Genomic DNA, 23,465 nt, shown 5'->3' with positions numbered 1-23,465 from the left:
AACGGAGACAACATGACACTGAAAATCGGATTTATCGGCATCGGCATGATGGGCCACGGCATGGCCAAAAACCTGCTGGCCAAGGGCTTCAGCCTGACATTCAAGATCAACCGCAACCGCGACAACCTGGCCGACCTCATTGCCGCCGGCGCGAAGGAAGCCCAAACCAACGCCGAATGCGCGCAGGCATCGGACATCGTGTTCATCTGCGTCACGGGCTCGCCCCAGGTCGAAGAGATTGTTTACGGCAAGGACGGCCTGCTGGACGGCCGCAAAGGACTGATCGTGGTCGACACTTCCACGGCCGAGCCGGCCTCGAGCACCCGCATCCGCAATGACCTGGCGGCCAAAGGCATCAAGCTGATCGATGCGCCGCTGGCGCGCACGCCCAAGGAGGCCGAGGAAGGCCGGCTCAACACCATGGTCGGCGCCGAGCCCGAAGACTTCAAGACGCTGGAGCCGGTGCTCAAGGCCTTTTGCGAAAACATCTTCCACGTCGGCCCCCCCGGCCATGGCCATGTGCTCAAGCTGGTCAACAACATGATGGCCATGAGCTTCGCGGCCTCGATCGCCGAAGCCTTCGCGGTCGCGGCCAAAAGCGGGCTGGACCTGAATCGCCTCTACGACGTGATCTCGGCTGGCGGCGTGAACTGCGGCATCTTCCAGATGATGGCGACCAAGACGCTGAAAGAAGGCGACGTCACAGGCTTCAAGTTCGGCATTGCCAACGCGCAGAAAGACCTGCGCTACTACACCCATATGGCCGAGATGCTGCCGGTCACCAGCTTCATGGGCGAGGCCACGCACCAGAGCCTGATCCAGGCCAGCAACGCCGGTTTCGGCGACAAGCTGATCGCCTCCCTTTTCGAAGCACAGGAAAAACTCAACGACGTCAAGATCGTTCCCCGTTAAGCCACCCCCTCAACAAGCAGGAGACAAACCATGAGCGATATCAACAAAAACGACGCAGCCCCTCAATCCCAGACAGACGACAAGCAAGACGCCGCGGCCACTTCGCGCCGGGCGCTGCTCAAGCATTCCAGCCTGGCGCTGGTGGGTGCGGGCCTGTATGGCGCGGCGCCCTTCATGGGCCCGTGGAAGCACAATCACGCCTGGGCGCAGACTGGCCAGAAGAAGCCGCTGACCATTGGCCTCACCATGGACGCCTCCGGCCTGTACGCGGCCTCGGGCGCTGAAGAGCGCCTTGGCGCCATGATGGCGATCAAGGAATTCAACGACAAGGGCGGCGTGCTGGGCCGGCGCATCGAGGCCATCCACATCGACACCGAAACCACGCCGGCCACCGGCTCGCGCGTGGCCGAACGCATGATCACGCGCAACGAGGCCTCCTTCCTGGTCGGTGCAGTGCACTCAGGCGTCTCCAATGCCATCTCGCAGGTTGCGCAGAAATACGGAACGGTATTTTTTAATACCAACTCCAGCAGCCCGACCGAGGCCGGCAAGGACTGCCACCGCACCAAGTTCGTCTGGGACGGCAACGGCACCAATTTCTCCAACGCCATCGTCAAGAACGCCATCAAGGCCAGCGGCAAGAACTGGGTGTTGCTGACCAACGATTACGTGTGGGGCCACACCACCTCCAAGGCGACGCGCGCCATCGTGGAGGCCAACGGCGGCAAGATCGTGGAAGAGTTGCTGGTGCCGCAGAACACGCGCGACTTCTCGTCCTACCTGCTCAAGCTGCAGCAGCTCAAGCCCAATGTGGTGGCCACGGCTGTGGGCGGAGACGACATCAAGGCACTGCGCCAGCAGGTGGTGCAGCTCAAGATGAACCAGACCATGGCCTGGATCAATAACCAGCAGGACTGGCCCGATGTCTACGGCCTGGGCCCCGAGGCGATCTTTGGCGTCTTCGGCACCACCTGGTATTGGCGCCTGAACCTGCCAGGCGTGAAGGAATTCGTCGCGGCCTACCAGAAGCAGTTCCCGGGCATGGCCATCCGTGTGCCGGGAAATGTGTATCACAACGGATACATGGCCACGCGCGAACTGCTGCGCTGCGTTGAAGAGGCCGGCACCACCAACAACATCGCGGTCATCAAGAAGCTCGAGGGCCGGAAGATGAGCGCGGCCGACCGCCTGCAGCACTACGACGCGTGGATGGACCCGGTCACCCACCAGTGCCAGCAGACGATTTATATGGCCAGCTACAACGACCAGCCGGCCGAGAAGGACGACATCTTCAAGATCCTCACGCAGGCCGATCCCAAGGACGTGATGGACAAGGATTCCACAGGCGCCTGCAAGCTTGAGAGTTACGACGCGACGCCCAGCTACGAAGCCTGACCGGCCCTTGATCCTCAAAGACCGACAAAGACCGACAAAGACCGACATGGATTTCCTGCTCCAGCTTATTCCGCACCTCGTCAACGGCATCTCGCTGGGCCTGCTGTTCGCGCTCATCGCGCTGGGCTTCATGCTGATCGTGGGGGTGATGGAGACCATCAACCTCGCGCACGGCTCGCTGTTCGCGTTGGGCATGTATCTCGCGCTCTTCCTGATCGCGCCGCAGCTGGGCATGTTTCCTAACCTGCAGGCCTGGTACATGAGTTTGCCGCTCGGAACGCGTTACGGCGTGGCGCTGATTTTTGCGCCCATCTTTGTCGGTATCTTCGGCATGCTGCTGGAGCTGTGCATGCGGCGCACTTACGGCCGCGACCCGCTGTACGGCCTGCTGCTGACCTTCGGCGCAGCATTGGTGATTGAGGAGGGCATACGCTTGGTCTGGGGTTCGTCGGAAAAGCAGCTGATGCTGCCCGAGGCTGTCTCCGGCGCTTTCCTGATGGGCGACCTGGTCTATTCGAAGTACCGTTTCTTCGCCAGCGGTTTTGCCGTCCTGATGATTGTGCTGCTCTGGGTGTTTTTGCAGAAGACGCCCTACGGCGCCATCATCAAGGCCGGCGCGCACGACAGCGAAATGGTGCGCGCCCTCGGCATCAACCTTTCACGTCTGCGCCTCTTCGTCTTCGGCTTGGGCGTGGCGCTGGCGGCTATCGCCGGCGTGGTCATGGCGCCGATCTGGGGCATACGCCCGCATGTGGGTGTGGACGCGGTGGTGCCGGCCTTCCTGATCATTGTGCTGGGCGGCGTCGGTTCGCTGTGGGGTGCGGTGATTGCCGGGTTGATGGTCGGGATGGTGGTGGGGCTCACTGGCTCTTATGCATCCGAGTGGTCGCTGATGTCCATGTATCTGCTGTTCATTGCCGTCGTGACGTTTCGCTCACGCGGCCTCTTTGGCAAGAAGAGCGTCCTGGATCAGTGAGACCCCCTGCCTCGTCTCACTTCGTGTAGCCGGAACCCCCCAAGGGGCAACACCAGCGGCCCGGCGAAGCCGGTTCCGCGGTGTTCTGGTACAGAAAGTTCTTTAATGTATGAAGGTTAATTGATGAAACCGCTTCAAGACAAAGTCGCACTGGTCACGGGCGCGGCCGGCACCATGGGCCTGGCCGTCGTCAAGGCCTTGCTCGAAGACGGCTGCACGGTCGCGATGGTCGACGTGAGCCAGGAGCGCAACCGCGCGCTGGCCGATGAGCTGGGCTCACGCGCCTTGTCCTTCTCGTTTGATATCAGCGACGCCGCCGCCGTGAGCGACGGCCATGCGCTGATCGTCAAGGCTTTCGGGCCTGTCGACATCCTGGTCAACAACGCCGGCATCCTGTCCAACAACAAGGTTGAAGCCACCGAAGCCGGCGAGTGGCGGCGTGTGCTGGGCGCCAACCTCGACGGCGCGTTCTACCTCGCGCAGCAGGTGGTGCCGGCCATGAAGGCGCGGCGCTTTGGCCGCATCATCAACACCAGTTCGCTGGCGGCCAAGACCGGCGGCCTGACGGCGGGCACGGCCTATTCGGTGTCCAAGGGTGCGATGAGTGCACTGACTTTTTCCCTGGCACGAGAGCTTGCGTCTTTTGGCGTCACGGCCAATGCCGTCGCGCCGGCCTACGTCAGGACACCCATGATCACCGAACAGCTGACTGAAGAGCAGCGCCAGAAGCTGCTCAAGGACATCCCGGTTGGCCGCTTCTGCGAACCCGAGGAGTTCGCCCACGTGGTGCGCTTCCTGGCCTCGCCGCTGTCGGGCTTTATCACCGGCGAGATCATCGACCTGAACGGCGGCTTGCTGATGGACTGAGGAGAGGCAGGGAAAGCCCTTTCGCCGCTGGTCCAGCTTTGCGCCCACAATTTCGCCATCCATGAGCAGCATCACACCCTCTGTCGATTTCAGCACCGCGCTGACGGGCCTGTTCGACCTGCGCGGAAAAACCGCCTATGTACCCGGCGGCTACGGCGGCATTGGCGAGGCGATTGCCTGGGGTCTGGCGATGGCCGGGGCACGTGTCGCGGTGTCGGGCCGCGACGAGGCCAAGGCGTGGGCCGTAGCTTCGGCCTTGCAGGCGGCGGGGCATGAGGCCATGGGTTTGGCCATGGACGCGCATTCAGTACCGCAGATGCAGGCCTCCGTTGATGCCGTGGCCGCGCAGTGGGGCGGCCTCGACATCCTGGTGAACTGCGTGGGCATGCAGCGCGAACAGGCCTTGCTCGAGGTCACCGAGGAAGCCTTTGACGAGGTACTTCAGGTCAACCTCAAGGCCGCGATGTTCCTGGCGCAGGCGGCGGCCAAACACCAGATTGCAGGCGGCAAGGGCGGCGCGCAGGTGCATTTGCTCTCGGTGCGCGCGCAACTGGGTCTGCGCGGACGCGGTTATTCGGCCTACAGCAGCAGCAAGGGCGGCCTGGTCATGCTGATCCGCCAGCATGCGAGTGAACTTGCGCCACACGGCATCACCGTCAACGGCATCGCGCCCACGGTGGTGCAGACAGAGATGGCGCGCCACTGGCTGGAGAACCCCGAGACGCGCAAGCAGGTGCTGGAGCGCATTCCGTTGGGCCGCGTGGCGTATCCGCAAGACGTGGCCGGTGCGGCGGTGTTCTTTGCGGCGCCCGCATCCCGGTTTGTGACGGGGCAGGTACTGTACCTGGATGGCGGCATCACCGCTTCCCAATAAGTTCCTTCAGTTTTGGCGCTTGCCGGCCAGGGCGGCGACAGCATGCTGTACACCACCGCTGCCGATGGGAATACCCTGCACCTGCATGGCCGCTTCCACGCCCGCCAGGCAGCCCAGGATCATGGCCGGGTTCATGTCACCCAGGTGGCCGATGCGAAATGTGCGCCCCGCCAAAGGACCCAGGCCGCCCGCAATCGCCACCTGAAATTGTTCGCGCGCAACCGTCCGCAAGGCTTCGGGATCAATGCCGGCACCGACTGACACCGTGGTGACCGAGACAGATCGCGCTGCGGGTTCGCGTACAAACAGCCCCAGCGCGCCACCTTCGCTCCAGGCGTCAACAGCCGCATGAACCGCACTGGCGATCAACTGATGGCGGGCGATGACCTCGCTCACACCCTCATGAAAAATCAATCCCAGCGCGGCTTCCAGGCCAAAGAGCAGGCTTTGCGGCGGCGTGCCGCAAAACTTGCGGTAGCTGAGCGGGCTTTGCCGCCGCGCCCAGTCCCAATAGAAGCGTGGTGAGGGATTGGCTGCGGCCACCTTCATTGCGGCGCTATCCGCGGCCACAAAGGCCAGTCCGGGCGGCACCATCAGGCCTTTTTGCGAGGCGCCCAGCACGACATTGGCGCCCAGTGCATCCATTGAAAAAGGCGCCGCGCCCAGCGAGGCAACTACGTCCACCACCAGCAATGCCGGGTGCGCCGTATCGTCAAGCGCCTTCCGGATCCTGGCCGGATCGCTGGTCATGCCGCTTGCAGTGTCGGTGTGAACCACGAACACGGCCACGATGGCGTGTGAGGTGTCGTTGCGCAGCGCTAACTCGATGGCCTGCACGTCAATCGGATAACCTTCGCGCCATGGCGTGCGGATGACTGCTGCGCCCATGGCCTCGGCCTGTATGGCCCAGGACTCGGAGAAATGCCCTGTTCCGGCGATGAGTACCTGCTGCCCCGGCGCCAGGAGATTGGCGATCACCGCCTCCCATGCGCCGTGGCCGTTGCAGGCATACATAAAGACATCGGCCGCGGCGGTTTGCAGCAACGCCTTGAGCCCGTTCTCGCAGGCCTGGACCGCCCGATCAAGCCGCGGGTCGGCCAGGTCCATGGGTTGGCGCCGCATCGCGTCCATGACCTCGTCGGGCACCCGCGTGGGACCGGGTGAGTGGAGGAATCGATGGCCGGGGATGCGTGGGTGGGACGTCATGCCGAAAAATTATGCGCCTGACGGCTTGCGGTTGACCAGAACGATGCCGGCCGCCACGGTGGCCAGCGCCACCAGCAGGCCGGTGGTCACGCTTTCCTTGAGCCACAGCGCGCCGAACAGCAGCGCGAACAGCGGCGTGAAAAACACAAACACCGAAATTTTGGTGGCCGGGTAGCGCCCCAGCATCCACATCCAGGCCAGGTAGCTGGCGAAGGCGCCTATCACCGTCTGCAGCAGCAGGGAGGTGATGGCGAAAGAGCTGAAGTGCCAGGACCATTGCTCGCCCAGGTAGAGCGACAGGAAGGGGAACACGGCGGCGCTGACGGCCAGCTGGTAGAACAGCAGCTTTTCAGCGGAGATACTGACGAGTTTGGTGGCGCGTATCACCACGGTGGTCAGGCCCCACAGCATGCCGGCGGCCAGCGCCAGCAGGTCACCGCGCGCCGTCGAGGCGTGGCCTTCGGTGAAGCCTTCGCGCAGCGCGAACACCACGGCGGCAAACGCGCACAGCAAGCCCAGCCACTGCAAGCCGCGCAACCGCTCGGACTTGACCCACAACGGCACCAGCGCCGCGACCCAGAAGGGTGAGGTGTACAAAAACACCGTGAGGCGCGAGGCAGTGGTGTACTGCAGGCCCACATAGATACAGGCGAACTCCGCGCCGAACAGGGCACCCGCCAGCAGGCCGGCTTTCAGCGAGCCGTCGCGGCTGAACAGCGGGATCTTGCGCCACAGGCACCAGAGCCACAGCAGCACGGTGGCGCCCACCAGGCGCAGCGAGGCCTGGAACATGGGCGGGATTTCGCTGATGGTGGCCTTGATCAGGACCTGCTGCAGGCCCCAGAACAGGCAACAGCCCAGCAAGAGGGACATGGCGAGGGCGTCGAGATGGGTCTTGCGTACAGTCATTGGGAGTGATGGTAGCGGGACTGGGCGCGGGCTGCAGGCGATACCATCGCTTCATTTCCCGAACGAGGTGCTGCCGTGGACCATAAATGGCTGGAAGACTTCATCGCGCTGGCACGTGAGCGCAGCTTTTCGCGTGCGGCGGAACTGCGCCATGTCACACAGCCGCAGTTTTCGCGCCGGGTGCGTGCCCTGGAGCTGTGGGCCGGTGCCGACCTGGTCAACCGCGCCGCCGTTCCCTTGGTACTTACGGCTGCCGGGGAAGAGTTTCTGCCGGTGGCCCGGCGTGCCGTTGCGAGCCTGGGGGACGTACGCGCCCGCATCCACCATGTCCAGGGCGGCCTTGACTGGGCCACGCTGGCTACCGGCCGCACGCTTTCACGCACCCATGTGCCTTCCTGGCTGGCGCGCGTCAAGCGCGGTGCCGGTGAATTCCGTCTGCGCATCCTGACGGGTTCCATCCATGAAGGCGCCATGGCGCTGGAGCAGGGCGCAGCCGACTTCCTGCTGTCCTTCACGCATCCGCGGTTACCCATGCTGCTGGACGACCAGGCCTACGAGGCGATAACGCTGGGTACCGATGAGCTGGTGGCTGTTAGCGCGCCGAGCCCCCAGGGGCAGGCGCTGCATGCCTTGCCAGGCACCACGCGCGAGCCGGTGCGGGTGCTGGGCTATGCGCCCACACTGGCGCTTAGCCAGATCCTGCAGGACGGGTTGGGCCGCGATTCGCGCGAGCTCTTCCTGCACACAGTGACCGAGTCAGACTTTGCCGAGTCCCTGCATGAACAGGCTTTGCAAGGCGTGGGCCTGGCCTGGCTGCCGCGGGGTCTTGTGGGTGATGACCTGCGCGCCGGCCGGCTGGTGGCGGCTGACCCGCAGGCGGTGGCAGTGCGCTTTGAGATCCGGCTCTACCGTAACCGGAATCCGCGCAACGAACTGGTGCGGCGCATCTGGGCGGCCAGCGGCGCCTGAGCGTACATGCGCATGCACCCATGCGTGATGCGCATGCGGGCTTGGGGATCACTTCCTAGACTGGCTCCACCCATCAGGAGACTGTCATGCCCCCTCGTTTTTCATCCCGTCACACCCGGCTCGGCCGCTTACTTCGCGGAGCCGCATCCGCATTTCTGGCGTTGCTGGCCCTGTCAGCCGCGCAGGCTCAGACCTGGCCCTCGGCCAAACCAATTTCGCTGGTCGTAGGCTACCCCGCCGGCGGCAGCGTCGACCTGGTGGCGCGCATCATCGCCGAGCCGCTGGCCAAGCGCCTGGGCACGGCGGTCATCATTGAAAACGTAGGCGGTGCCGGCGGCACCATAGGCGCGCAGAAGGTCGTCAGCGCGAATCCCGACGGCTACACGCTGCTGCTGGGTTCGGGCAGTGAAATTTCGATTGCCAAGCTCTTTAATGCCGCTGTCAAATACAACGGCGAAACAGATTTGAGCCCGGTAGCGCTGATCGGCATCACGCCCATGGTTTTTGTGACCAACACCAAAACCGGCGTCAAAACCATGGAGGAAGCGATCGCCAAATCCAAACGCGAACGCAACCAGCTGAGCTTCGCGTCGTCCGGCATCGGAACGCCGCTGCATGTGTCGGGCGAACTGATCAACCTCATGGCCGGGACCACCTTTCGCCATGTGCCGTATCGCGGCGCGGGGCAGCAGCTGCAGGATCTGCTGGGCGGCAATATTGAGTTCAGTGTCTCCGTGTTGTCTTCCGCGCTGCCGCATATCGAGTCTGGGAAGATGATCCCTTTGGGCGTCACGACGCCGACGCGTTCGCGCGCCGCACCGCAAATCCCTGCACTCGGCGAGAACCCCAAGCTCAAGGGTTACGACATGAACGTCTGGTTCGGCCTCTTCGGGCCCGCCAAGCTACCGGCGCCCATGGTGGCGCGCCTGAACAGGGAGCTCAATGAAATCCTGCGCGAAGAAGCCGTCTGGCAAAAGCTCCAGAAAGCGGGCATCTCCAATGACGGCGGCACGCCACAGGCGCTCACGGCCTTTATCCGGGCTGAAACCCAGCGCGTGCGCAACGTGGTCAACAAGGCGGTCAGCACGGGAGCGGCTTCGTGAGCGTGGGATTTGTCAAAGCGCTTGTGATACAGCTGCAGCGCGATGCAGCCCAATTTTTATAACTCGACACTGGAGGAATTGTCATGCACGTATCTGTCGTATCAACGTTGCGCGGGCTCGCCTGCGGCCTGCTATTGCCGCTTGCTGTTTCGGCTTCGGCGCTGGCCCAGGAAGCGAAGAAACCTAACGTGGTGCTCATCGCCACCGGCGGCACGATTGCCGGCGTCGGCGCATCGAGCGCCAATACCGGCGCCTATCAGGCAGCCGTGGTCGCTGTCGACAAAATCATGGCCGCGGTGCCGGAAATCCAGGCTATTGCCAACGTGAAGGGTGAACAGATCTTTCAGGTCGGCTCCCACAACGTCACCAACGACCGCCTGCTTCAACTGGCCCGCCGGGTGTCTGAACTCCTCAAGTTGGACGAGGTTGACGGCATCGTGATCACTCACGGCACCGATACCCTGGAAGAGACCTCGTACTTTCTTAACCTGACTGTCAAAAGCAACAAGCCGGTCGTGATGCTCGGGTCCATGCGGCCCGGCACGGCGCTCAGCGCTGATGGGCCGCTTAACCTCTACAACGCGGTGGCGGTAGCCGGGAGTAAAGAAGCGGTGGGGAAAGGGACTTTGGTGGTCATGAATGACGAGATTCACAGCGCCCGCGATGTGACTAAAACCAATGCCACCCGGGTGGACACCTTTAAATCTCCCTACGGTCCGCTCGGTCTCGTGATCGAAGGTCAGGCCAGGTTCTACCGTGCGCTGATTCGCCCGCATACGGTGCAAAGTGAATTCGACATTGACAAGATTCAGACGTTGCCGCAGGTAGACATTGCCTATGGCTATCAGAACATGAACCGCGCGGCATACGACGCGCTGGTTGCATCCGGGGCCAAAGGCATCATTCATGCGGGTGTCGGTGCGGGAAGCGTTCCTGAGTACATAGCTGGCCCGCTTAACGAGATTCGCGCCAAGGGGGTGTTTGTCGTTCGGGCAACCCGTACCGGCAGCGGTGTGGTGATTCGGAACAATTCGGTGAAGGATGACGTCAATGACTGGGTCGTTGTTGACGACCAGAATCCCCAGAAAGCCCGAATTCTTCTGGCCCTGGCCTTGACGAAGACAAAGGACACCAAAGAGTTGCAGAAAATCTTCTGGCGGTACTGACACATGAAACGATCAGGAAGCGATCAAGCGAAGTCTGGCGAAGTTATAAGGAAAGCCCATGCGGTGCAGCTTCAGCCGCCCGGGTTGTCATTCTGGGCGGCCTCTTCCACAGGGGTGGCGCATGTGCAGGAGCGCACTTCAACCGAAGCCGGCCCGGAAGTGCTGGTGACGGCGCTGGTGCATGGCAACGAATATTCGGGCGCCTGGGCGCTGGACGCATTTCTTCTCAGCGGGCTGCAGCCGCGGCGCGGGCGCATCACCGCCGTGTTCTGCAACACCGAGGCCTTCATGCGGTTTGACAACCGCAAGCCCGACGCCTCCCGTTTTGTTGACGACGATTTCAACCGCGTGTGGTCCGCTGACCTTCTGGACGGCGCCCAGCGCAGTACCGAGCTGCTACGCGCCCGCGAAATCCGGCCGTTTGTTGACCGCGCCACCCATCTGCTGGACCTGCATTCCATGCATGAGCCTGGCGGGGCTTTGCTGGTGACGGGCATGCTGCCGCGCAATATTGCTTTTGCGCAAAGCCTGGGTACGACGGGTCAGGTGGTTATCGATGCCGGCCACGCCGACGGCGTTCGCATGCGGGACTACGGGGCGTTTGGTGATGAAAACGGTGACCGCATTGCCCTGCTCCTGGAAGCCGGCCAGCATTGGGAGTTGGCGTCGCTGCAGGCGGCACGTAACACGCTCATGCGGTTTCTGGTGTGTGCGGGTGTCATTGATCGCGGCGACGTGCCGCCAGGCTGGTTGCTGCCCGATGCACCGCCGCCGCCGCCCGTGACGGTGACGCATCGCGTGGTTGCGCGTTCGATGGACTTTGCATTTGTGCAGGATTTTTGCGGCGGCGAAACCATACGCCACGCCGGCACGCCGATTGCGCATGATGCGGGCGAGCCGGTGGTGACGCCCTATGACGACTGCGTACTGGTCATGCCGTCGGTGCGGCAGTTACGCCCCGGCGTGACAACCGTGCGGCTGGGCCGGTTGGCCTGAAAACGGCCCGCTTTGGGCGCCGTTTACAGCGGATGCTCGGTGTAGAACCTGCCGCCGTGAAACAGCAGTGGCGCAGCGCCCGCGCGGTGGGTGCAGCGCTCCACCTCGCCGACGAAGATCACATGGTCGCCTTCTTCATACCGGCTGCGGTTAAAGCATTCGAAAGTGGCGGCGGCGCCCGTCAGCAGCGGCGCGCCGCCGACCCCCTCCGTGAACAGCACGCCTTTCCAGCGGTCTTCGCGCCGGCTGGCAAAGCGCTCGGCCAGCTCTTTCTGGTCAGCCGCAAGGATGTTGATGGCGTAGTGTGATCCGGTACTGAGTGCGGCCATTGAACCTGCCGCCTGCGCCAGGCTCCAGAGCACCAGCGGCGGCTGCAGCGATACCGAATTGAAGGAGTTGGCGGTCAGCCCGACCAGCGCGCCTTCCGGCGTGCGGGCGGTGACGATGGTGACGCCGGTGGCAAACATGGCCAGCGAAGCCCGAAACTCCCGCTGGGAGAAGCTGGGGCTGCTCGCTTTGCGGGGGATGGTGGGGGTCAGCATAGAAGGGTAATTTAACTGAAGCGCCGCAGGCGTACCTGCAGCAGGGTTTAGGCAGCATCTTTGCGGGTGCTTACGGCTGGCGGGTAAACTGGCTGCCATGCCATTTTCCCGTTCCGCGGCCTGCCTGGCCGCTATTTATTTGATAGCTGCTGGCGCGCGCGCTGATTCGCCCTGCGCCGATTTTTCTTCAAAACTTCCGAATGTGAAGCGGGAGCTGTGCGAAGCAGCGCAACTGCAACCTTCGGGCGCCCGTTCGGTCAACGGTCACGCGCTGTGGGTGCGAGACGTCAAGCCGGAATCCCCAAGCCTGCGCGTGCTGGTCGTCGGAGCCATCCATGGCGACGAGCTGTCTTCCGGGGCCGTGGCGCTGCACTGGATCAGGCTGGCTTCCCAGCCGCCTCAAGACTCGCCGCAGGCGATCCATTGGCGGTTTGTTCCTGTACTCAATCCGGACGGCGTGCTTTCGAGGCCACCGCGCCGCGCCAATGCGCGCGGTGTGGATTTGAACCGCAACTTTCCGACGCCCAATTGGGAGCGGGACGCGAAGGTTTACTGGGAAAAGCGCACGGGCAAGGATCCGCGCCGCTGGCCCGGCCCCAGGCCGCTGTCCGAGCCCGAATCGCGGTTTTTGCACGAGCAGATGCAGAGCTTCAAACCCAACCTGATTGTCAGCATCCATGCGCCTTACGGTGTGCTTGATTTTGACGGGCCTTCGGTGCCGCCCTCCAGGCTGGGGCGCCTGTACCTGGACCAGGTCGGCATTTTCCCCGGCTCACTGGGCAACTATGGCGGGGTCCACAAGGGCGTGCCGGTGGTGACCATCGAGCTGCCTAATTCGACACGTACCCCACTGGATGCCGAAATGCGCCAGATGTGGCTGGATTTATTGCGCTGGATGAGCGAGAAAGTGGCCGTTCCGGCCAACCCGCCGAACAGGGGCGTATCGCCTTCTGTCAACCCCGTGCCCTGAGCGCGTCACGCGCAGGACGCTCGAGGTGGGCTCAGAGTTTTTTGTAGGCCCGGTCCAGTTCAACACCCTTGGTGGTGTCGGTGAGGCCTCTCTTGACGTCCTTGCCGGCCTGCTCAACTGCGGGGTTGGGCCTGGCGTTGGTCATGTCCACAGCCTGGTCACGCTCGTGCGGCAACTCCAGGCTGGCCTCGACGGCCCCGTCTTTCATGGTGTCATGCTGGCCCGGCCGCGAACGCTGCACACGCGGTTCTCTGGATGGCATGCCTTTGCCGGCTGGAGGAGAGGCCGGCGTACCGGGGTTGGGGTTGCCGCGTTGGGAAGAATTCATGCCCTTACTGTGCGGCTATCGCTCCGCAGGACGCTGTCAGCGCCACAAGCCACGCACTGTAGGAAAAACCCCTTTTGTCGCGGGGCCTGCACGCTCAGGCGGTCAAAAATCCTGCGGCCTGCGCCACCGCTGCCGTATCGGCCTTGACTGCATCGGGTGGTCCGCCCTTGCCCCAGAGCTCCCCGCCATAGTTCATGGACATGAACTGTGCGCACAGCCGGATCGAATCCACCATGGGTTGTGCTTTGGTACGGTCACCGCTGGTGGTGACCAGACGCAGGGTTTTTTTCGCCATCTCTTCCTTGAATGGAAGCCCCGGCACACGCATCCACGCGCTCCAGTGGTCCAGGTAGAGCTTCAGCGGCGCCGGGATGCTGTACCAGTACACCGGCGCCACAAACACAATGTCGGTGGCATCCATCGTGGCGTCGAGCAAAGTCTTCATGTCTCCCTCTGGCATGGCATATTGGCCGGTCGTGTGGCGCTGGTCGACAAACAGCGGCATCTGCATGCGGGACAGGTGATGCCAGGTCTGGGGCGTGCCGGCCGGCAGCGCGGCAGCGGCTTGCCGCGCCAGCCATTCGGTGTTGCCTGCGGCGCCGGGTTCACGTGTGGAAGTGGCGAGAAAAAGAAATCGGGGGTCGGACTCATGGCGGCCATGGTACCGGCAGCTGCGGGTCTTTGCCCGTGCAGGGTCTGGGCCCGCATGCCAGAATGAATTGACCCATCACTTTTTACCCGGCGCCATGATCCATATTCGCGACATTGACCACATCGTCCTCCGGGTCGTGAACCTGGAGGGCATGGTGCGCTTCTACGCGGAGGTGCTGGGCTGCAGCCTGGAGCGCCGGCAGGATGATATCGGCCTGGTGCAGTTGCGGGCCGGGCGTTCGCTGGTGGATCTGGTGCCTGTGGATGGCCCGCTGGGCCGGGCTGGCGGCGCGGCTCCAGGCAAGGAGGGCCGCAACGTCGACCATTTCTGCTTTCGTGTGGAGCCTTTTGATGCGGAGGCTATCCATCGCCACCTGACTGCCCATGGCGTTGAGGCGGGCAAGGTGGAGTCGCGCTACGGTGCCGAAGGCGAAGGGCCTTCGATTTATCTCAGCGATCCAGAAGGAAATACTGTGGAACTCAAAGGCCCGGCATGGCCTGAGGGTAGACGCTAAAACTGATGCCAGCCTTGCCAGGCCGTGAAGACTGCCCCTGCAATCAGCACCGCACCCACCAGACGCGCCATGGCAACACTGGCGCCCGGCCGCTCCGCCAGCCACCGCCGCGTGCCGGCGGCGGCCAGCGCCAGCGAACCGTATACGCTGCCTTGGGTGATAGCAATGATCAGCCCCAGTGCCATGGCCTGGACCCAGAGCGAGCCGTATTCCAGCCGCAAGAATTGCGGAAAGATGGCCAGCATGAATAGATAGGCTTTCGGGTTGAGCAGGCAGGTGAGCGCCGCTTGCCGGAAGGTGCGCCACGGCGAAGGCTGCTCAATGTCGGGCAAGGCGCCGAAAACCGATGTGCTGCGCATCAATGACCATCCGATCCAGGCGATGTACAGGCTGCCTGCGACCAGCATGACATTGACCATGCCAGGAACCAGCTGCAGCAGGATGCCCAGCCCCAACGCGCCCGCCACAACATGGCAAATGCCGCCCGCCACAATGCCCGCGACGGCAAAGAGCCCGGCCTTGCGCCCGCCGGTCAATGAGCTGGCCATGACAAACGCCATGTCCATGCCGGGCAGGATGATGATGCCCAGCACCATCAGGAAAAACAGCCAGAGGTGTGCGAAGTGATCCATCAATGGCCTGCCTTTTAGCGGTGCACCGCGTGGTAAGCCGGGCGCGACAGGCTCATCACCCAATTGGTTTCCCAGTGGCGCCCCCCATCTTCCGAAAAGGCCTGCTCCCAGCGGGCCCGGGAGGGTGTGATGCCGGACCAGGTGAAACGAACGCGCACCGGCCGTCCTTCATGGCTGTCGTTGCCCTCAAACCGGCCAACGCCGCCTGCAAACGAACCGGTCACCGGTGGCTGCAGCAGGCCGTTGTCCTGGCTGACCCAATAGATGCTCCACAACCGTGTTTGCGGGTTGAAAAACCGCAAGGCCATGCCGATGGTCTGTTTGTCCCCGGTGACCAGGTCGTTCATGTTGCCGAGCCCGCCCAGCAGCAGCGCACCGTCCTGCACGGCTTCGAAATTTTCCCAGTCAGTGCAGCCTTCCAGGGGGCGGCGCAGGCGCCTGTTGCTGACCAGCCAGCGCCCGGTGATGAAATTGAAGTCATGGCGCCCGTCGGTGAGCTCGGCAAGGTCCGGTGTAGGGGTCAAGGTGGTGGTCATGGCTTGAAGTGCTTGTGGCACCGCAGTGAGGGGTGAAAACCAGTCTAAAAATATATTAGGGCTATTTCGGCCCTATTTAAGCGTTAGACTTTTTCACCATGTATTCCCCCACCACGCGCGTGCTCACCGTCCTGGAGCTGCTGCAGTCCCACGGCCGGCTGAGCGGCGCCGAGCTGGCGCGGCGGTTGCAAGTGGATGGCCGCACCTTGCGCCGCTACATCGCCAAACTGGAAGATCTGGGCATCCCCGTGGTGGCTGAACGCGGCCGCTATGGGTGCTACAGCCTGATCGCCGGTTTCAAGCTGCCGCCGATGATGTTCACGGACGATGAGGCGCTGGCCCTGTCGCTGGGCCTGCTCGCCGCACGCGGTCTGGGCCTGGCCGAGGCAGCGCCGGCCTCGGAAAGCGCGCAGGCCAAGCTGGAGCGTGTGATGCCGTACCAGCTCAAAAACCGTGTCCGGGCGCTTGGCGAAACAGTGACGCTGGACATGCGCCATGCTGCGGCCCCGGGTGACAACACGGCATTGCTGGCCTTGAGCTCTGCGGCTCATGGCTGGCAGCGTGTGCACATGGCTTACCGTTCCGCCGACGATGAGATCACCGAGCGGGACTTTGACGCCTATGGCCTGGCATTCCGCCGGGGCCGATGGTATGTTGTGGGCTGGTGCCACCTGCGTGGGGCGCTGCGCTCGTTCCGCCTGGACCGGGTGCAGGAAGTGCGGCCGCTCAATGTGGTGTTTACGCCGCCGGCAGATTTCAACGCCGCCCAGTATCTCGTGCTGGGACTGGCGACCATGCCGCGCACAAATACCGTACGCCTGCTGCTGCATACTGACCTGCAAACAGCGCAGACGGAACTCCCCGACAGTATTGGCGTGTTCCAGCCCAGCGACAAAGGCGTTCTGCTGCACAGCCAGACCGACCACATCCCATGGTTTGCAAGGCAGCTCTCGCGGCTGCCGTTTTCCTTTGAGATACAGGAACCTCCTGCTCTGCGGGCTGCACTGCGTGAGCATGCGCAACGCACGCTGGACCAGCACGCGGCCTGAGCAGGCGGCGCCGGCGGATCAGGCCATTTCAGGTTGCAGGCGGCCGCGTGCCCGGGCCAGCCCGTAGAAACCAAAATCCATGGCGGGAACTTCTCCGCAAATCAGCTCGGCCATGGCCTTGCCAGACCCTGCGCCATGCGTCCAGCCCAGCGTACCGTGTCCGGCATTCACCCACAGCCGGCCGATTCTGGTTTTGCCAATGTAGGGAATGTTGGTCGGTGTGGCGGGCCGCAAGCCGGCCCAGAAATTGGGCGTGCCGCCCTGTTCTTCGAGGCGGGTGTCGCATACACCCGGCAGTACCTCTTCGATGCGGTCAGCAAGCATTTTGCAGCGGGCCCTGGCCAGCGGGGTGTCCAGCGAAAGGTCGTAGCTGCCGACTTCGATGGTGCCGGCCACGCGCAGGTGATCGCCGAGCCGGCTCATGGCGCACTTGACTTCATCGTCGATGGTGCTGACAAAGGGCGCAAGCTCGGGCTTGCGCAACCGGAAGGTGGCGCTGTAGCCCTTGCCCGGGTAAATCGGCAGGTCTACGCCCACCGTGCGCAACAGTGGGGCGGTGTACGAACCGCAAGCCACCACGATTTCGTCGGCTTTGAGGTGGATGGCAGAACTTTGGCTGCCCGCGTGGCCGGGGCGCGGACGTACGGCGACTGACTCGATGGCACCCCCGGATTTTTCCAGCCGCTCGATATCGTGCCCGTAAAGAAAGCGTACACCCTTGCCCGCACAGCGCTGGGCCAGCGCCTGGGTGAAGACGCGCGCGTCACCGCTCTCGTCGCTGGCGGTATAGGTGCCCCCGACGATGCGGTGCGCAAAAGATTTGAACGCCGGTTCAATGTCCAGCAGCTCGGCCGTGTTCACGACGCGGCGTGCCACACCGTACTTCTGCATCAATGCAGCGGCTTCACCGGCGGTGTCGAACGACTTCTGGTCGGTGTAGTAATGCGCGATGCCGCGCTCCAGCCGGTTGTATTCAATGCCGGTGGACCTGATCACTTCTTTCAAGGCGGCATGGCTGTAGGCGCCGAGCGCCACCAGCTGCTGCACGTTGCGCTCAAACGCGGCGTCATTGCATTGCGAAAGAAACTGCAGGCCCCAACGCCACTGCTGCCAGCCCTCCCCGAAGGGCAACTGGGGGCGAAACAGCAACGGCGCATCGTTGCGAAACATCCATTTCAACGCCTTGAGGGGCGCGTCCCTGTTCGCCCAGGGTTCGCAGTAGCTGACTGAAATCTGTGCGGCATTGCCAAAGCTGGTTTCCAGGGCAGCGCCGGGCTGCCGGTCAACCACGGTCACTTCGTGGCCGCGCTCCAGCAGGTGCCAGGCGGTGCTGACGCCGATGATTCCCGCCCCTAAAACCACTACTTTCATACAGCCCCCTTTACAGCTTTCAAGTGTGAAGGATGTTGCTTTCAATTAATAGAAAAATTAAACTATCAGTGAAAACATCAGTACAACTAATACAAAGGAGGCTCTGGATGAGCACTTTTGACCCGGATGCGCTTGAATGCCTGGCGGCTATCGTGGAGGAGGGTGGTTTTGAACGCGCTGCGCAGCGCCTGTCCATCACGCAATCGGCGGTTTCGCAGCGGCTGCGGGCGCTGGAAGCGCAGGTCGGCACTGTGTTGATCGTGCGCAGCAGGCCGCTCAAGCCCACTTCAGCCGGCCAGCTGCTGCTGAAACATACCAAGATGCTGCGCCTGCTGCGCGCTGACCTTGAGCGAGACATGAAGGAGCTGGCGCCAAGCTCCCTCGGTGGTGCGCGCGAAGAAGAGCGCATCTCGATTGCCATCAATGCCGACAGCATTGCTACCTGGGCCTTGCCGGCGCTGACTGAACTGGCGCAGCAGGGCCTGCCGATGGAAATCATTCACGACGACCAGAACTTCACCCACGAATGGCTGCGCGAAGGCCAGGTTCTGGGTTGTGTCACCACGCTCAAGCAGGCACTGCGCGGCTGCAAGGTCGAACCTTTGGGTGCGATGCAGTACATCGCGGTGGCCACACCGGACTTTGCAAAAAAGCGGCTGGGTCTCGGTGAGGGGGCCAGCGGCAAACAGAATGCACCGGCCCTAACGCAATACAACTTTCGCGATGTGCCTTTCATCGCGTTTAACCGGAAGGACGAACTGCCGGTCGATTTTGTCGGCAAGGCTTTCGGGCTCAAGCGTGTCACGCTGAACCAGTTGTTTGTGCCTTCATCGGAGGGCATGGTCAGGGCCGTGCTGGCAGGCTGGGGTGTCAGCGTGGTGCCGCGCCTGCTGGCACAGGGCTTGATAGACCAGGGCCAGCTCGTCAATCTCGTGCCTAGTTACACCTTGCCGATCCAGCTCTACTGGCATTGCTGGAACCTGGAATCCGAAGTGCTGGATGCGCTCACCGCCGCGCTCAAACAAACGGCCGCGCAATCGCTGGTGCCCTGACGGGATAGCGGAGCGGCCGTGCCAGGGCGAAGCTGTGCTCGCAGGCGCGGCAGTCAGCTGTTTGAGCCCGTTGTTTCACTCGGTGACGCTCGTGGAGGCGGGTTGGGGGGTAATCCCATTTACAAAAGCCACCACCTTCCGCACACTGTGACCTGATGCGCGCTTGGCGCTGCACTGCAGTGAAAGGTACGAGGTAACGAATGCTGGGATGGCTCGGGCTGCGTACCCGTCTGGTTTTGCTGGTGCTGCTTGCGCTGCTCCCGGTATTTGGCTTGCTCGCCTATTACGCCGAACAGGGCCGGCGGGCTGCGCTGGAACATGCCCAGAGCGACCTGCAGGCACAGGTTTCGTTGCTCGCCACCCACCAGCAGCGCACGGTGGACAGGGTCCGTGAGCTTCTCAATGGCCTGGCAAGTGCGCCTGCCATCAAGAACCACGAATCCGGTCAGTGYGGGCAACAGCTCAAAAGCATCCACCAGGAGCATCCCGAGTTCACCCATCTGGGCGTTGCCGCGCCAGACGGCCGCGTGGTCTGCAGCTCGCTGGGCGCTCCCTCTGGCAGTACCCAGGTCAACGACCAGCCATTCTTTGCGCAAATCATGGCCGGGCAGCGCTTTTCCATCGGAACATACGGCATCGGTCGCATGAGTGGGCTGCCAGGTCTTGTCTTTGCCATACCGGTTCATAGTGATTCAGGCGCTGTGGGTGGTGTGGCTTTTGCCTCCTTGGGCATGAAGGCGCTAGCGGAGCCTCTGACCGCTGCCTCCATGATGCCGGGAGCAAGGTTGACGGTACTTGACCGGGAGRGTGTGGTGCTGGCTGTGTACCCCGAAATGCCGTCCTGGCTGGGCCGGCAGCATCCGGACCCTGCCGTGCGTCAGGGTATGCAAGCCCGCCATCAGGGTGTGGTGCAGGCGTCCGACGCGCAGGGAAGCCAGCGGGTCTACGCTTTTGCGCCGGTCGCCGGCGAAGGCAACGACGGGCTGTTTGTGGCGGTTAGCGTGCCGCAGGAAATGGTCGGCGCGGAAAGCCGGGACAACCTGATTTCGGAGTTGGCAGCCTTGCTCGCCATGGCCGTGTTCAGCGCGGCCTGCGCGTGGTGGATGGGCAATCGCCTGATCGTCAATCCGGCCAAAGCAATTTTGAAGGAGGCCAATGAGGTTGCTGAGGGCAATCTTGCGGCACGTGTCCGGATGGGCCCCCTCTACCGGGGCGAGTTGGGTGATATCGGGCAGACCTTCAACCGCATGGCGGAGTCGCTTCAGGCGCGGCAGGAACAGCTCGATGCGGTGCTCAGCCGCGTGGACAGGGAACGCTCCCTGCTCGATCTAATTCTCAACAGCATGAGTGAGGGCGTGATCGCGGCGGATACTGAGGGCCGCTTTCTGGTGTTTAACGCCACAGCCCGCAAACTCTTTGGTGCAGCGCCGGATTGGGATGTGCGGGTTGGGGAATGGCGCCTCAGCCACGAACTGCTGATGCTTGATGGGAAAACACCCTTGCCGATGGCTGATCGGCCGCTGGTACGCGCCATGCGCGGCATGAGCATGGACAACCTGGACCTGGTCATTCGCAGGCCTGGCTCCGAAGACCGCGTGCTCCGCATGAGCATCCGGCCCTTGAAGGACGATGCCGGCACACTGGTAGGCGGTGCCGTAGTGTTCAACGACATCACCAAGGCCAAGGCCGCAGAAGATTTCGCTCAGGCCCAGGAACAGGTGCTGGCGCTGATCGCCGGGAGCGCGCCCCTGCAGCGCTCGCTTGAAGCTGTGGTGCAACTGATCGAGACGAGTGCGCCGGGCAGCCTGTGCTCGATCCTGCTGCTGGAAGGGCAGCACCTGCACCTGGGTGCCGCGCCCAGCCTTCCGGAAAGCTACAACCAGGCCATTGAAGGCCTGCCGGTGGGTGAAGGTGTGGGTGCCTGCGGCACTGCGGCGTTTCGCAACGAAATGGTCGTGGTCGAGGACACCCAGCTGGATCCGCTGATGAAGGACTATCGCGAGCTCCTGGCCACGCATGGCCTGCGTGCCTGCTGGTCGCACCCCGTGGTGTCCAAGGATGGCGAGCCGCTGGCCACGTTTGCGATCTACCACCGGCATCCGTGTGTCCCCCAGGCGCACGACCTGGAGTTGATTGCCACCGCGGCGCGGCTGGCCGGCATCGCACTGGTGCGCGCCCGCGCCGAGGCGGCGCTGGTCAGCAGCGAAGCGCGCTTTCGCGAGCTCGCGGAAAACATCAACGATGTTTTTTACAACGTAGACCCGCGTTCGGGACACCTTCTCTATATCAGCCCCGGTTATGAAAAGGTTTGGGGCCGAAGCCGGGAGAGCCTGTATGCCAACCCGCTGTCGTATGCCGATGCCGCGTTGCCGGAAGACAGGCCCCTGCTGAAACTTGCGCGCAAGCTCAACCGCACCGGGGAGGTATCCGACATCGAATACCGCATCCTGTCTGCAGATGGCAAGCTCCGGTGGATACGCGACCACTCTTATCCGGTGTTTGATGCTGCAGGCGTGCTGGAGCGTGTGGTGGGTACCGCGCGCGACATCACCGACCGCAAGCTGGCCGATCTGGAACTGGCCAGCACCAACCGGGCATTGCAGATGCTGAGCCAGTCCAGCATCGCCATCAACCGGATTGAAGACGAGGAGGCCCTGCTGGCTGAAGTCTGCCGCGTCGCCGTCGATGTAGGCAACTACCGAATGGCGTGGGTAGGGTATGCGCAGAACGACGAAGCGCGCACCATACAGCCCATGGTCCACGCCGGCAACGAAGGCGGCTACCTCACGGTCATCCGCCTGACCTGGCGCGATGACGAGGTCACGGGCCAGGGGCCTGCGGGCCAGGCCATTCGCACAGGTCTGCCGCAGCAAAGCGGCGACATCGGCCAGGCTGAAAATCATTTCTACTGGCATGACGATGCGATGAAGCGGGGCTACCAAAGCGCGGTCTGCCTGCCCTTGCGTGAGGGCCCCCGCAGTTTCGGCGTGCTGTGCCTTTATTCGGCCGAGGCGCAGCATTTCACCTCTGAAGAGATCAAGCTCCTGCAGGAGCTCGCCGACAACTTGGCATTTGGCATTGTCAGCCTGAGGGAGCGGCTGGAACGCCAGCGCAGCCAGGAAACAGCACGCCAGGCCGCGGTCCAGCTGCGCGAGCAGGCCTCGCTGCTTGACAGGGCCCAGGACGCCATCATGGTCCGCAACCTGGACCGGACCATACGCTTCTGGAACAAGGGCGCTGAACGCCTCTACGGCTGGACAGCCGAAGAAGTGCTGGGCCGGTCCATGGAGGAGCTCATGTACTCGGATCCCCGGGTGCTGGCTGATGCCATGGCCCAGACGCTGGCCAATGACGGGGACTGGACCGGTGAGCTGGAGCAACGCGCCAGGGATGGTTCGGCAGTGGCCATCGAAGCGCGCTGGACGGTGGTGCGCGACGCAGAAGGCAAAGTCAGCGGGGTGCTCGGCATTAACACGGACATCCGCGAGCGCCGGCGCGCGCGTGAAGAAATCCTGCGGCTCAACGCCAGCCTGGAAGAGCGTGTGCAGCAGCGCACAGCGCAGCTTGAATTCGCCAACAAGCAGCTCGAAGCGTTTTCCTATTCCGTGTCCCACGACCTGCGCAGCCCACTGAGCGCCATCGACGGATTCAGCGACTTGCTGCAGCGGGCCATCAACAAGGCCGACAGCACGCCACTGTCAGAGCGCAGCCGGCATTACCTGGCGCGTATTCGGGCCGGTGTGGGCCAGATGGGGGAATTGATCGACGCAATGCTGACGCTGGCACAAGTGTCGCGCTCAAGCCTGCGCTGGGAGCCCGTCGACCTCAGTGCGCTGGCGCAGGGCATTCTTGACGGCTACTGTGAGCGCGAGCCTGAAAGGCCCGTGGCGCTTCATGTTGAAACGGGCCTGGCAGGGCAGGGCGACCCGCGCCTGCTCAAGCAGCTGCTGGAGAACCTGCTGGGCAACGCATGGAAATTCAGCGCCAACCATGAGCGCACTGAAATCACCTTTGGCCGTGAGACCGGGGAAAATGGAGAGACCGTTTATTTTGTCCGGGACAAGGGCGCCGGCTTTGACATGGCCTATGTCGAGAAGCTGTTCGGCGCATTCCAGCGCCTGCATTCGCTCTCGGAATTTGCCGGCACCGGTATCGGCCTTGCCACAGTGCACCGCATCGTGGCACGGCACGGCGGCAAGGTCTGGGCCCAATCATCCCTGGGGCAAGGCGCTACGTTTTACTTCACGCTGGGCGAAAAGACTTTGTAGGAGTTGAGCCCCCCACGCTCCCCACTGCGTGTAGATCGCTGCCCCCCGAGGGGGCGTTTGGTACGGCAAAGCCGGTTTCACGGCTCGTGCGGGCCTTCAAGCGGGGAGAGTGCAGGGCCTCAGGTGCGATGCGAAGCGAGCCGTTTAACACCAGCCGGGGCCGCGGGACTGGCTTTGC

21 protein-coding genes and 1 pseudogene are annotated in these 23,465 nt (G+C 63.1%); 14 read left to right on the top strand and 8 right to left on the bottom strand.

The genetic code is table 11. The features are described from left to right. Positions 1-12 precede the first annotated feature (12 nt). From AC1D0Z_RS00740 to AC1D0Z_RS00720, 5 genes are all read left to right on the top strand, one after another. Complete coding sequence (locus tag AC1D0Z_RS00740) at positions 13-912, top strand: NAD(P)-dependent oxidoreductase (RefSeq protein ID WP_477656331.1); 900 nt, start codon at positions 13-15, stop codon at positions 910-912. A gap of 30 nt (positions 913-942) precedes the next feature. Then, positions 943-2,307, top strand: a complete 1,365-nt coding sequence (locus AC1D0Z_RS00735; protein ID WP_477656330.1) for an ABC transporter substrate-binding protein — start codon at positions 943-945, stop codon at positions 2,305-2,307. A 46-nt stretch (positions 2,308-2,353) separates the two neighbouring features. Further along, positions 2,354-3,283, top strand: a complete 930-nt coding sequence (locus tag AC1D0Z_RS00730; protein WP_477656329.1) for a branched-chain amino acid ABC transporter permease — start codon at positions 2,354-2,356, stop codon at positions 3,281-3,283. Positions 3,284-3,406: 123 nt separating this feature from the next. Further along, on the top strand, positions 3,407-4,150 hold the full coding sequence (locus AC1D0Z_RS00725; protein WP_477656328.1) for an SDR family NAD(P)-dependent oxidoreductase: 744 nt from the start codon (positions 3,407-3,409) through the stop codon (positions 4,148-4,150). 61 nt (positions 4,151-4,211) lie between these two features. Further along, positions 4,212-5,024 (top strand): SDR family NAD(P)-dependent oxidoreductase, encoded by an 813-nt coding sequence (locus AC1D0Z_RS00720; protein ID WP_477656327.1) that lies wholly within the window; start codon positions 4,212-4,214, stop codon positions 5,022-5,024. Between the two features lie 6 nt (positions 5,025-5,030). Here AC1D0Z_RS00720 and AC1D0Z_RS00715 read toward each other — a convergent pair whose 3' ends face one another. Together AC1D0Z_RS00715 and AC1D0Z_RS00710 are read right to left on the bottom strand one after the other, a co-directional pair. Beyond that, positions 5,031-6,230 carry a pyridoxal-phosphate-dependent aminotransferase family protein gene (locus AC1D0Z_RS00715; RefSeq protein WP_477656326.1) on the bottom strand — a complete coding sequence of 400 codons (1,200 nt, stop codon included), beginning with the start codon at positions 6,228-6,230 and terminating at the stop codon, positions 5,031-5,033. A gap of 9 nt (positions 6,231-6,239) precedes the next feature. Beyond that, the gene (locus tag AC1D0Z_RS00710) at positions 6,240-7,139 is read right to left on the bottom strand and encodes a DMT family transporter (protein ID WP_477656325.1); all 900 of its coding nucleotides are present in this window, start codon (positions 7,137-7,139) and stop codon (positions 6,240-6,242) included. A 75-nt stretch (positions 7,140-7,214) separates the two neighbouring features. Between AC1D0Z_RS00710 and AC1D0Z_RS00705 the strand changes: the two genes are divergently transcribed. From AC1D0Z_RS00705 to AC1D0Z_RS00690, 4 genes are all read left to right on the top strand, one after another. Continuing rightward, positions 7,215-8,108 carry a LysR substrate-binding domain-containing protein gene (locus tag AC1D0Z_RS00705; RefSeq protein WP_477656324.1) on the top strand — a complete coding sequence of 298 codons (894 nt, stop codon included), beginning with the start codon at positions 7,215-7,217 and terminating at the stop codon, positions 8,106-8,108. 86 nt (positions 8,109-8,194) lie between these two features. Then, a complete protein-coding gene (locus tag AC1D0Z_RS00700; protein WP_477656323.1) occupies positions 8,195-9,211 on the top strand; it encodes a Bug family tripartite tricarboxylate transporter substrate binding protein in 1,017 nt (338 codons plus the stop codon). 83 nt (positions 9,212-9,294) lie between these two features. Then, positions 9,295-10,377, top strand: a complete 1,083-nt coding sequence (locus AC1D0Z_RS00695; RefSeq protein WP_477656322.1) for an asparaginase — start codon at positions 9,295-9,297, stop codon at positions 10,375-10,377. Between the two features lie 3 nt (positions 10,378-10,380). Continuing rightward, the gene (locus AC1D0Z_RS00690) at positions 10,381-11,373 is read left to right on the top strand and encodes a M14 family metallopeptidase (protein WP_477656321.1); all 993 of its coding nucleotides are present in this window, start codon (positions 10,381-10,383) and stop codon (positions 11,371-11,373) included. A gap of 23 nt (positions 11,374-11,396) precedes the next feature. Here AC1D0Z_RS00690 and AC1D0Z_RS00685 read toward each other — a convergent pair whose 3' ends face one another. Then, positions 11,397-11,915, bottom strand: a complete 519-nt coding sequence (locus tag AC1D0Z_RS00685) for a flavin reductase family protein (RefSeq protein ID WP_477656320.1) — start codon at positions 11,913-11,915, stop codon at positions 11,397-11,399. 97 nt (positions 11,916-12,012) lie between these two features. On the opposite strand from AC1D0Z_RS00685, the gene AC1D0Z_RS00680 reads away from it, so the two are divergent. Next, complete coding sequence (locus tag AC1D0Z_RS00680; protein WP_477656319.1) at positions 12,013-12,885, top strand: M14 family zinc carboxypeptidase; 873 nt, start codon at positions 12,013-12,015, stop codon at positions 12,883-12,885. Positions 12,886-12,916: 31 nt separating this feature from the next. Here the strand turns inward: AC1D0Z_RS00680 and AC1D0Z_RS00675 are convergent, their stop codons facing one another. Together AC1D0Z_RS00675 and AC1D0Z_RS00670 are read right to left on the bottom strand one after the other, a co-directional pair. Next, the gene (locus AC1D0Z_RS00675; RefSeq protein WP_477656318.1) at positions 12,917-13,213 is read right to left on the bottom strand and encodes a hypothetical protein; all 297 of its coding nucleotides are present in this window, start codon (positions 13,211-13,213) and stop codon (positions 12,917-12,919) included. Positions 13,214-13,307: 94 nt separating this feature from the next. Beyond that, positions 13,308-13,853: pseudogene (locus AC1D0Z_RS00670) on the bottom strand (NAD(P)H-dependent oxidoreductase); the annotation flags it as partial. Between the two features lie 106 nt (positions 13,854-13,959). On the opposite strand from AC1D0Z_RS00670, the gene AC1D0Z_RS00665 reads away from it, so the two are divergent. After that, positions 13,960-14,379: a VOC family protein gene (locus tag AC1D0Z_RS00665; RefSeq protein ID WP_477656317.1), complete on the top strand. Its 420-nt coding sequence runs from the start codon at positions 13,960-13,962 to the stop codon at positions 14,377-14,379. Here the strand turns inward: AC1D0Z_RS00665 and AC1D0Z_RS00660 are convergent. Next, complete coding sequence (locus AC1D0Z_RS00660; protein WP_477656316.1) at positions 14,376-15,011, bottom strand: LysE family translocator; 636 nt, start codon at positions 15,009-15,011, stop codon at positions 14,376-14,378. The genes AC1D0Z_RS00665 and AC1D0Z_RS00660 overlap by 4 nt on opposite strands. A 14-nt stretch (positions 15,012-15,025) precedes the next feature. Then, the gene (locus tag AC1D0Z_RS00655) at positions 15,026-15,547 is read right to left on the bottom strand and encodes a hypothetical protein (protein WP_477656315.1); all 522 of its coding nucleotides are present in this window, start codon (positions 15,545-15,547) and stop codon (positions 15,026-15,028) included. 98 nt (positions 15,548-15,645) lie between these two features. Here AC1D0Z_RS00655 and AC1D0Z_RS00650 point away from each other — a divergent pair, with 98 nt between their 5' ends. Then, the gene (locus tag AC1D0Z_RS00650; RefSeq protein WP_477656314.1) at positions 15,646-16,596 is read left to right on the top strand and encodes a helix-turn-helix transcriptional regulator; all 951 of its coding nucleotides are present in this window, start codon (positions 15,646-15,648) and stop codon (positions 16,594-16,596) included. A gap of 18 nt (positions 16,597-16,614) precedes the next feature. Here the strand turns inward: AC1D0Z_RS00650 and AC1D0Z_RS00645 are convergent, their stop codons facing one another. Beyond that, positions 16,615-17,967, bottom strand: a complete 1,353-nt coding sequence (locus tag AC1D0Z_RS00645; RefSeq protein ID WP_477656313.1) for a D-amino acid dehydrogenase — start codon at positions 17,965-17,967, stop codon at positions 16,615-16,617. A 107-nt stretch (positions 17,968-18,074) separates the two neighbouring features. Here AC1D0Z_RS00645 and AC1D0Z_RS00640 point away from each other — a divergent pair, with 107 nt between their 5' ends. Together AC1D0Z_RS00640 and AC1D0Z_RS00635 are read left to right on the top strand one after the other, a co-directional pair. Next, positions 18,075-19,019 carry a LysR family transcriptional regulator ArgP gene (locus AC1D0Z_RS00640; RefSeq protein ID WP_477656312.1) on the top strand — a complete coding sequence of 315 codons (945 nt, stop codon included), beginning with the start codon at positions 18,075-18,077 and terminating at the stop codon, positions 19,017-19,019. Between the two features lie 200 nt (positions 19,020-19,219). Continuing rightward, complete coding sequence (locus tag AC1D0Z_RS00635) at positions 19,220-23,287, top strand: PAS domain S-box protein (protein WP_477656311.1); 4,068 nt, start codon at positions 19,220-19,222, stop codon at positions 23,285-23,287. Positions 23,288-23,465 lie beyond the last annotated feature (178 nt).

The organism is Polaromonas sp. P1_E3 (assembly GCF_056405935.1).
The sequence above is the reverse complement of the archived record's forward strand: the minus strand, read 5'-3'. Positions and strand labels throughout refer to the sequence as shown.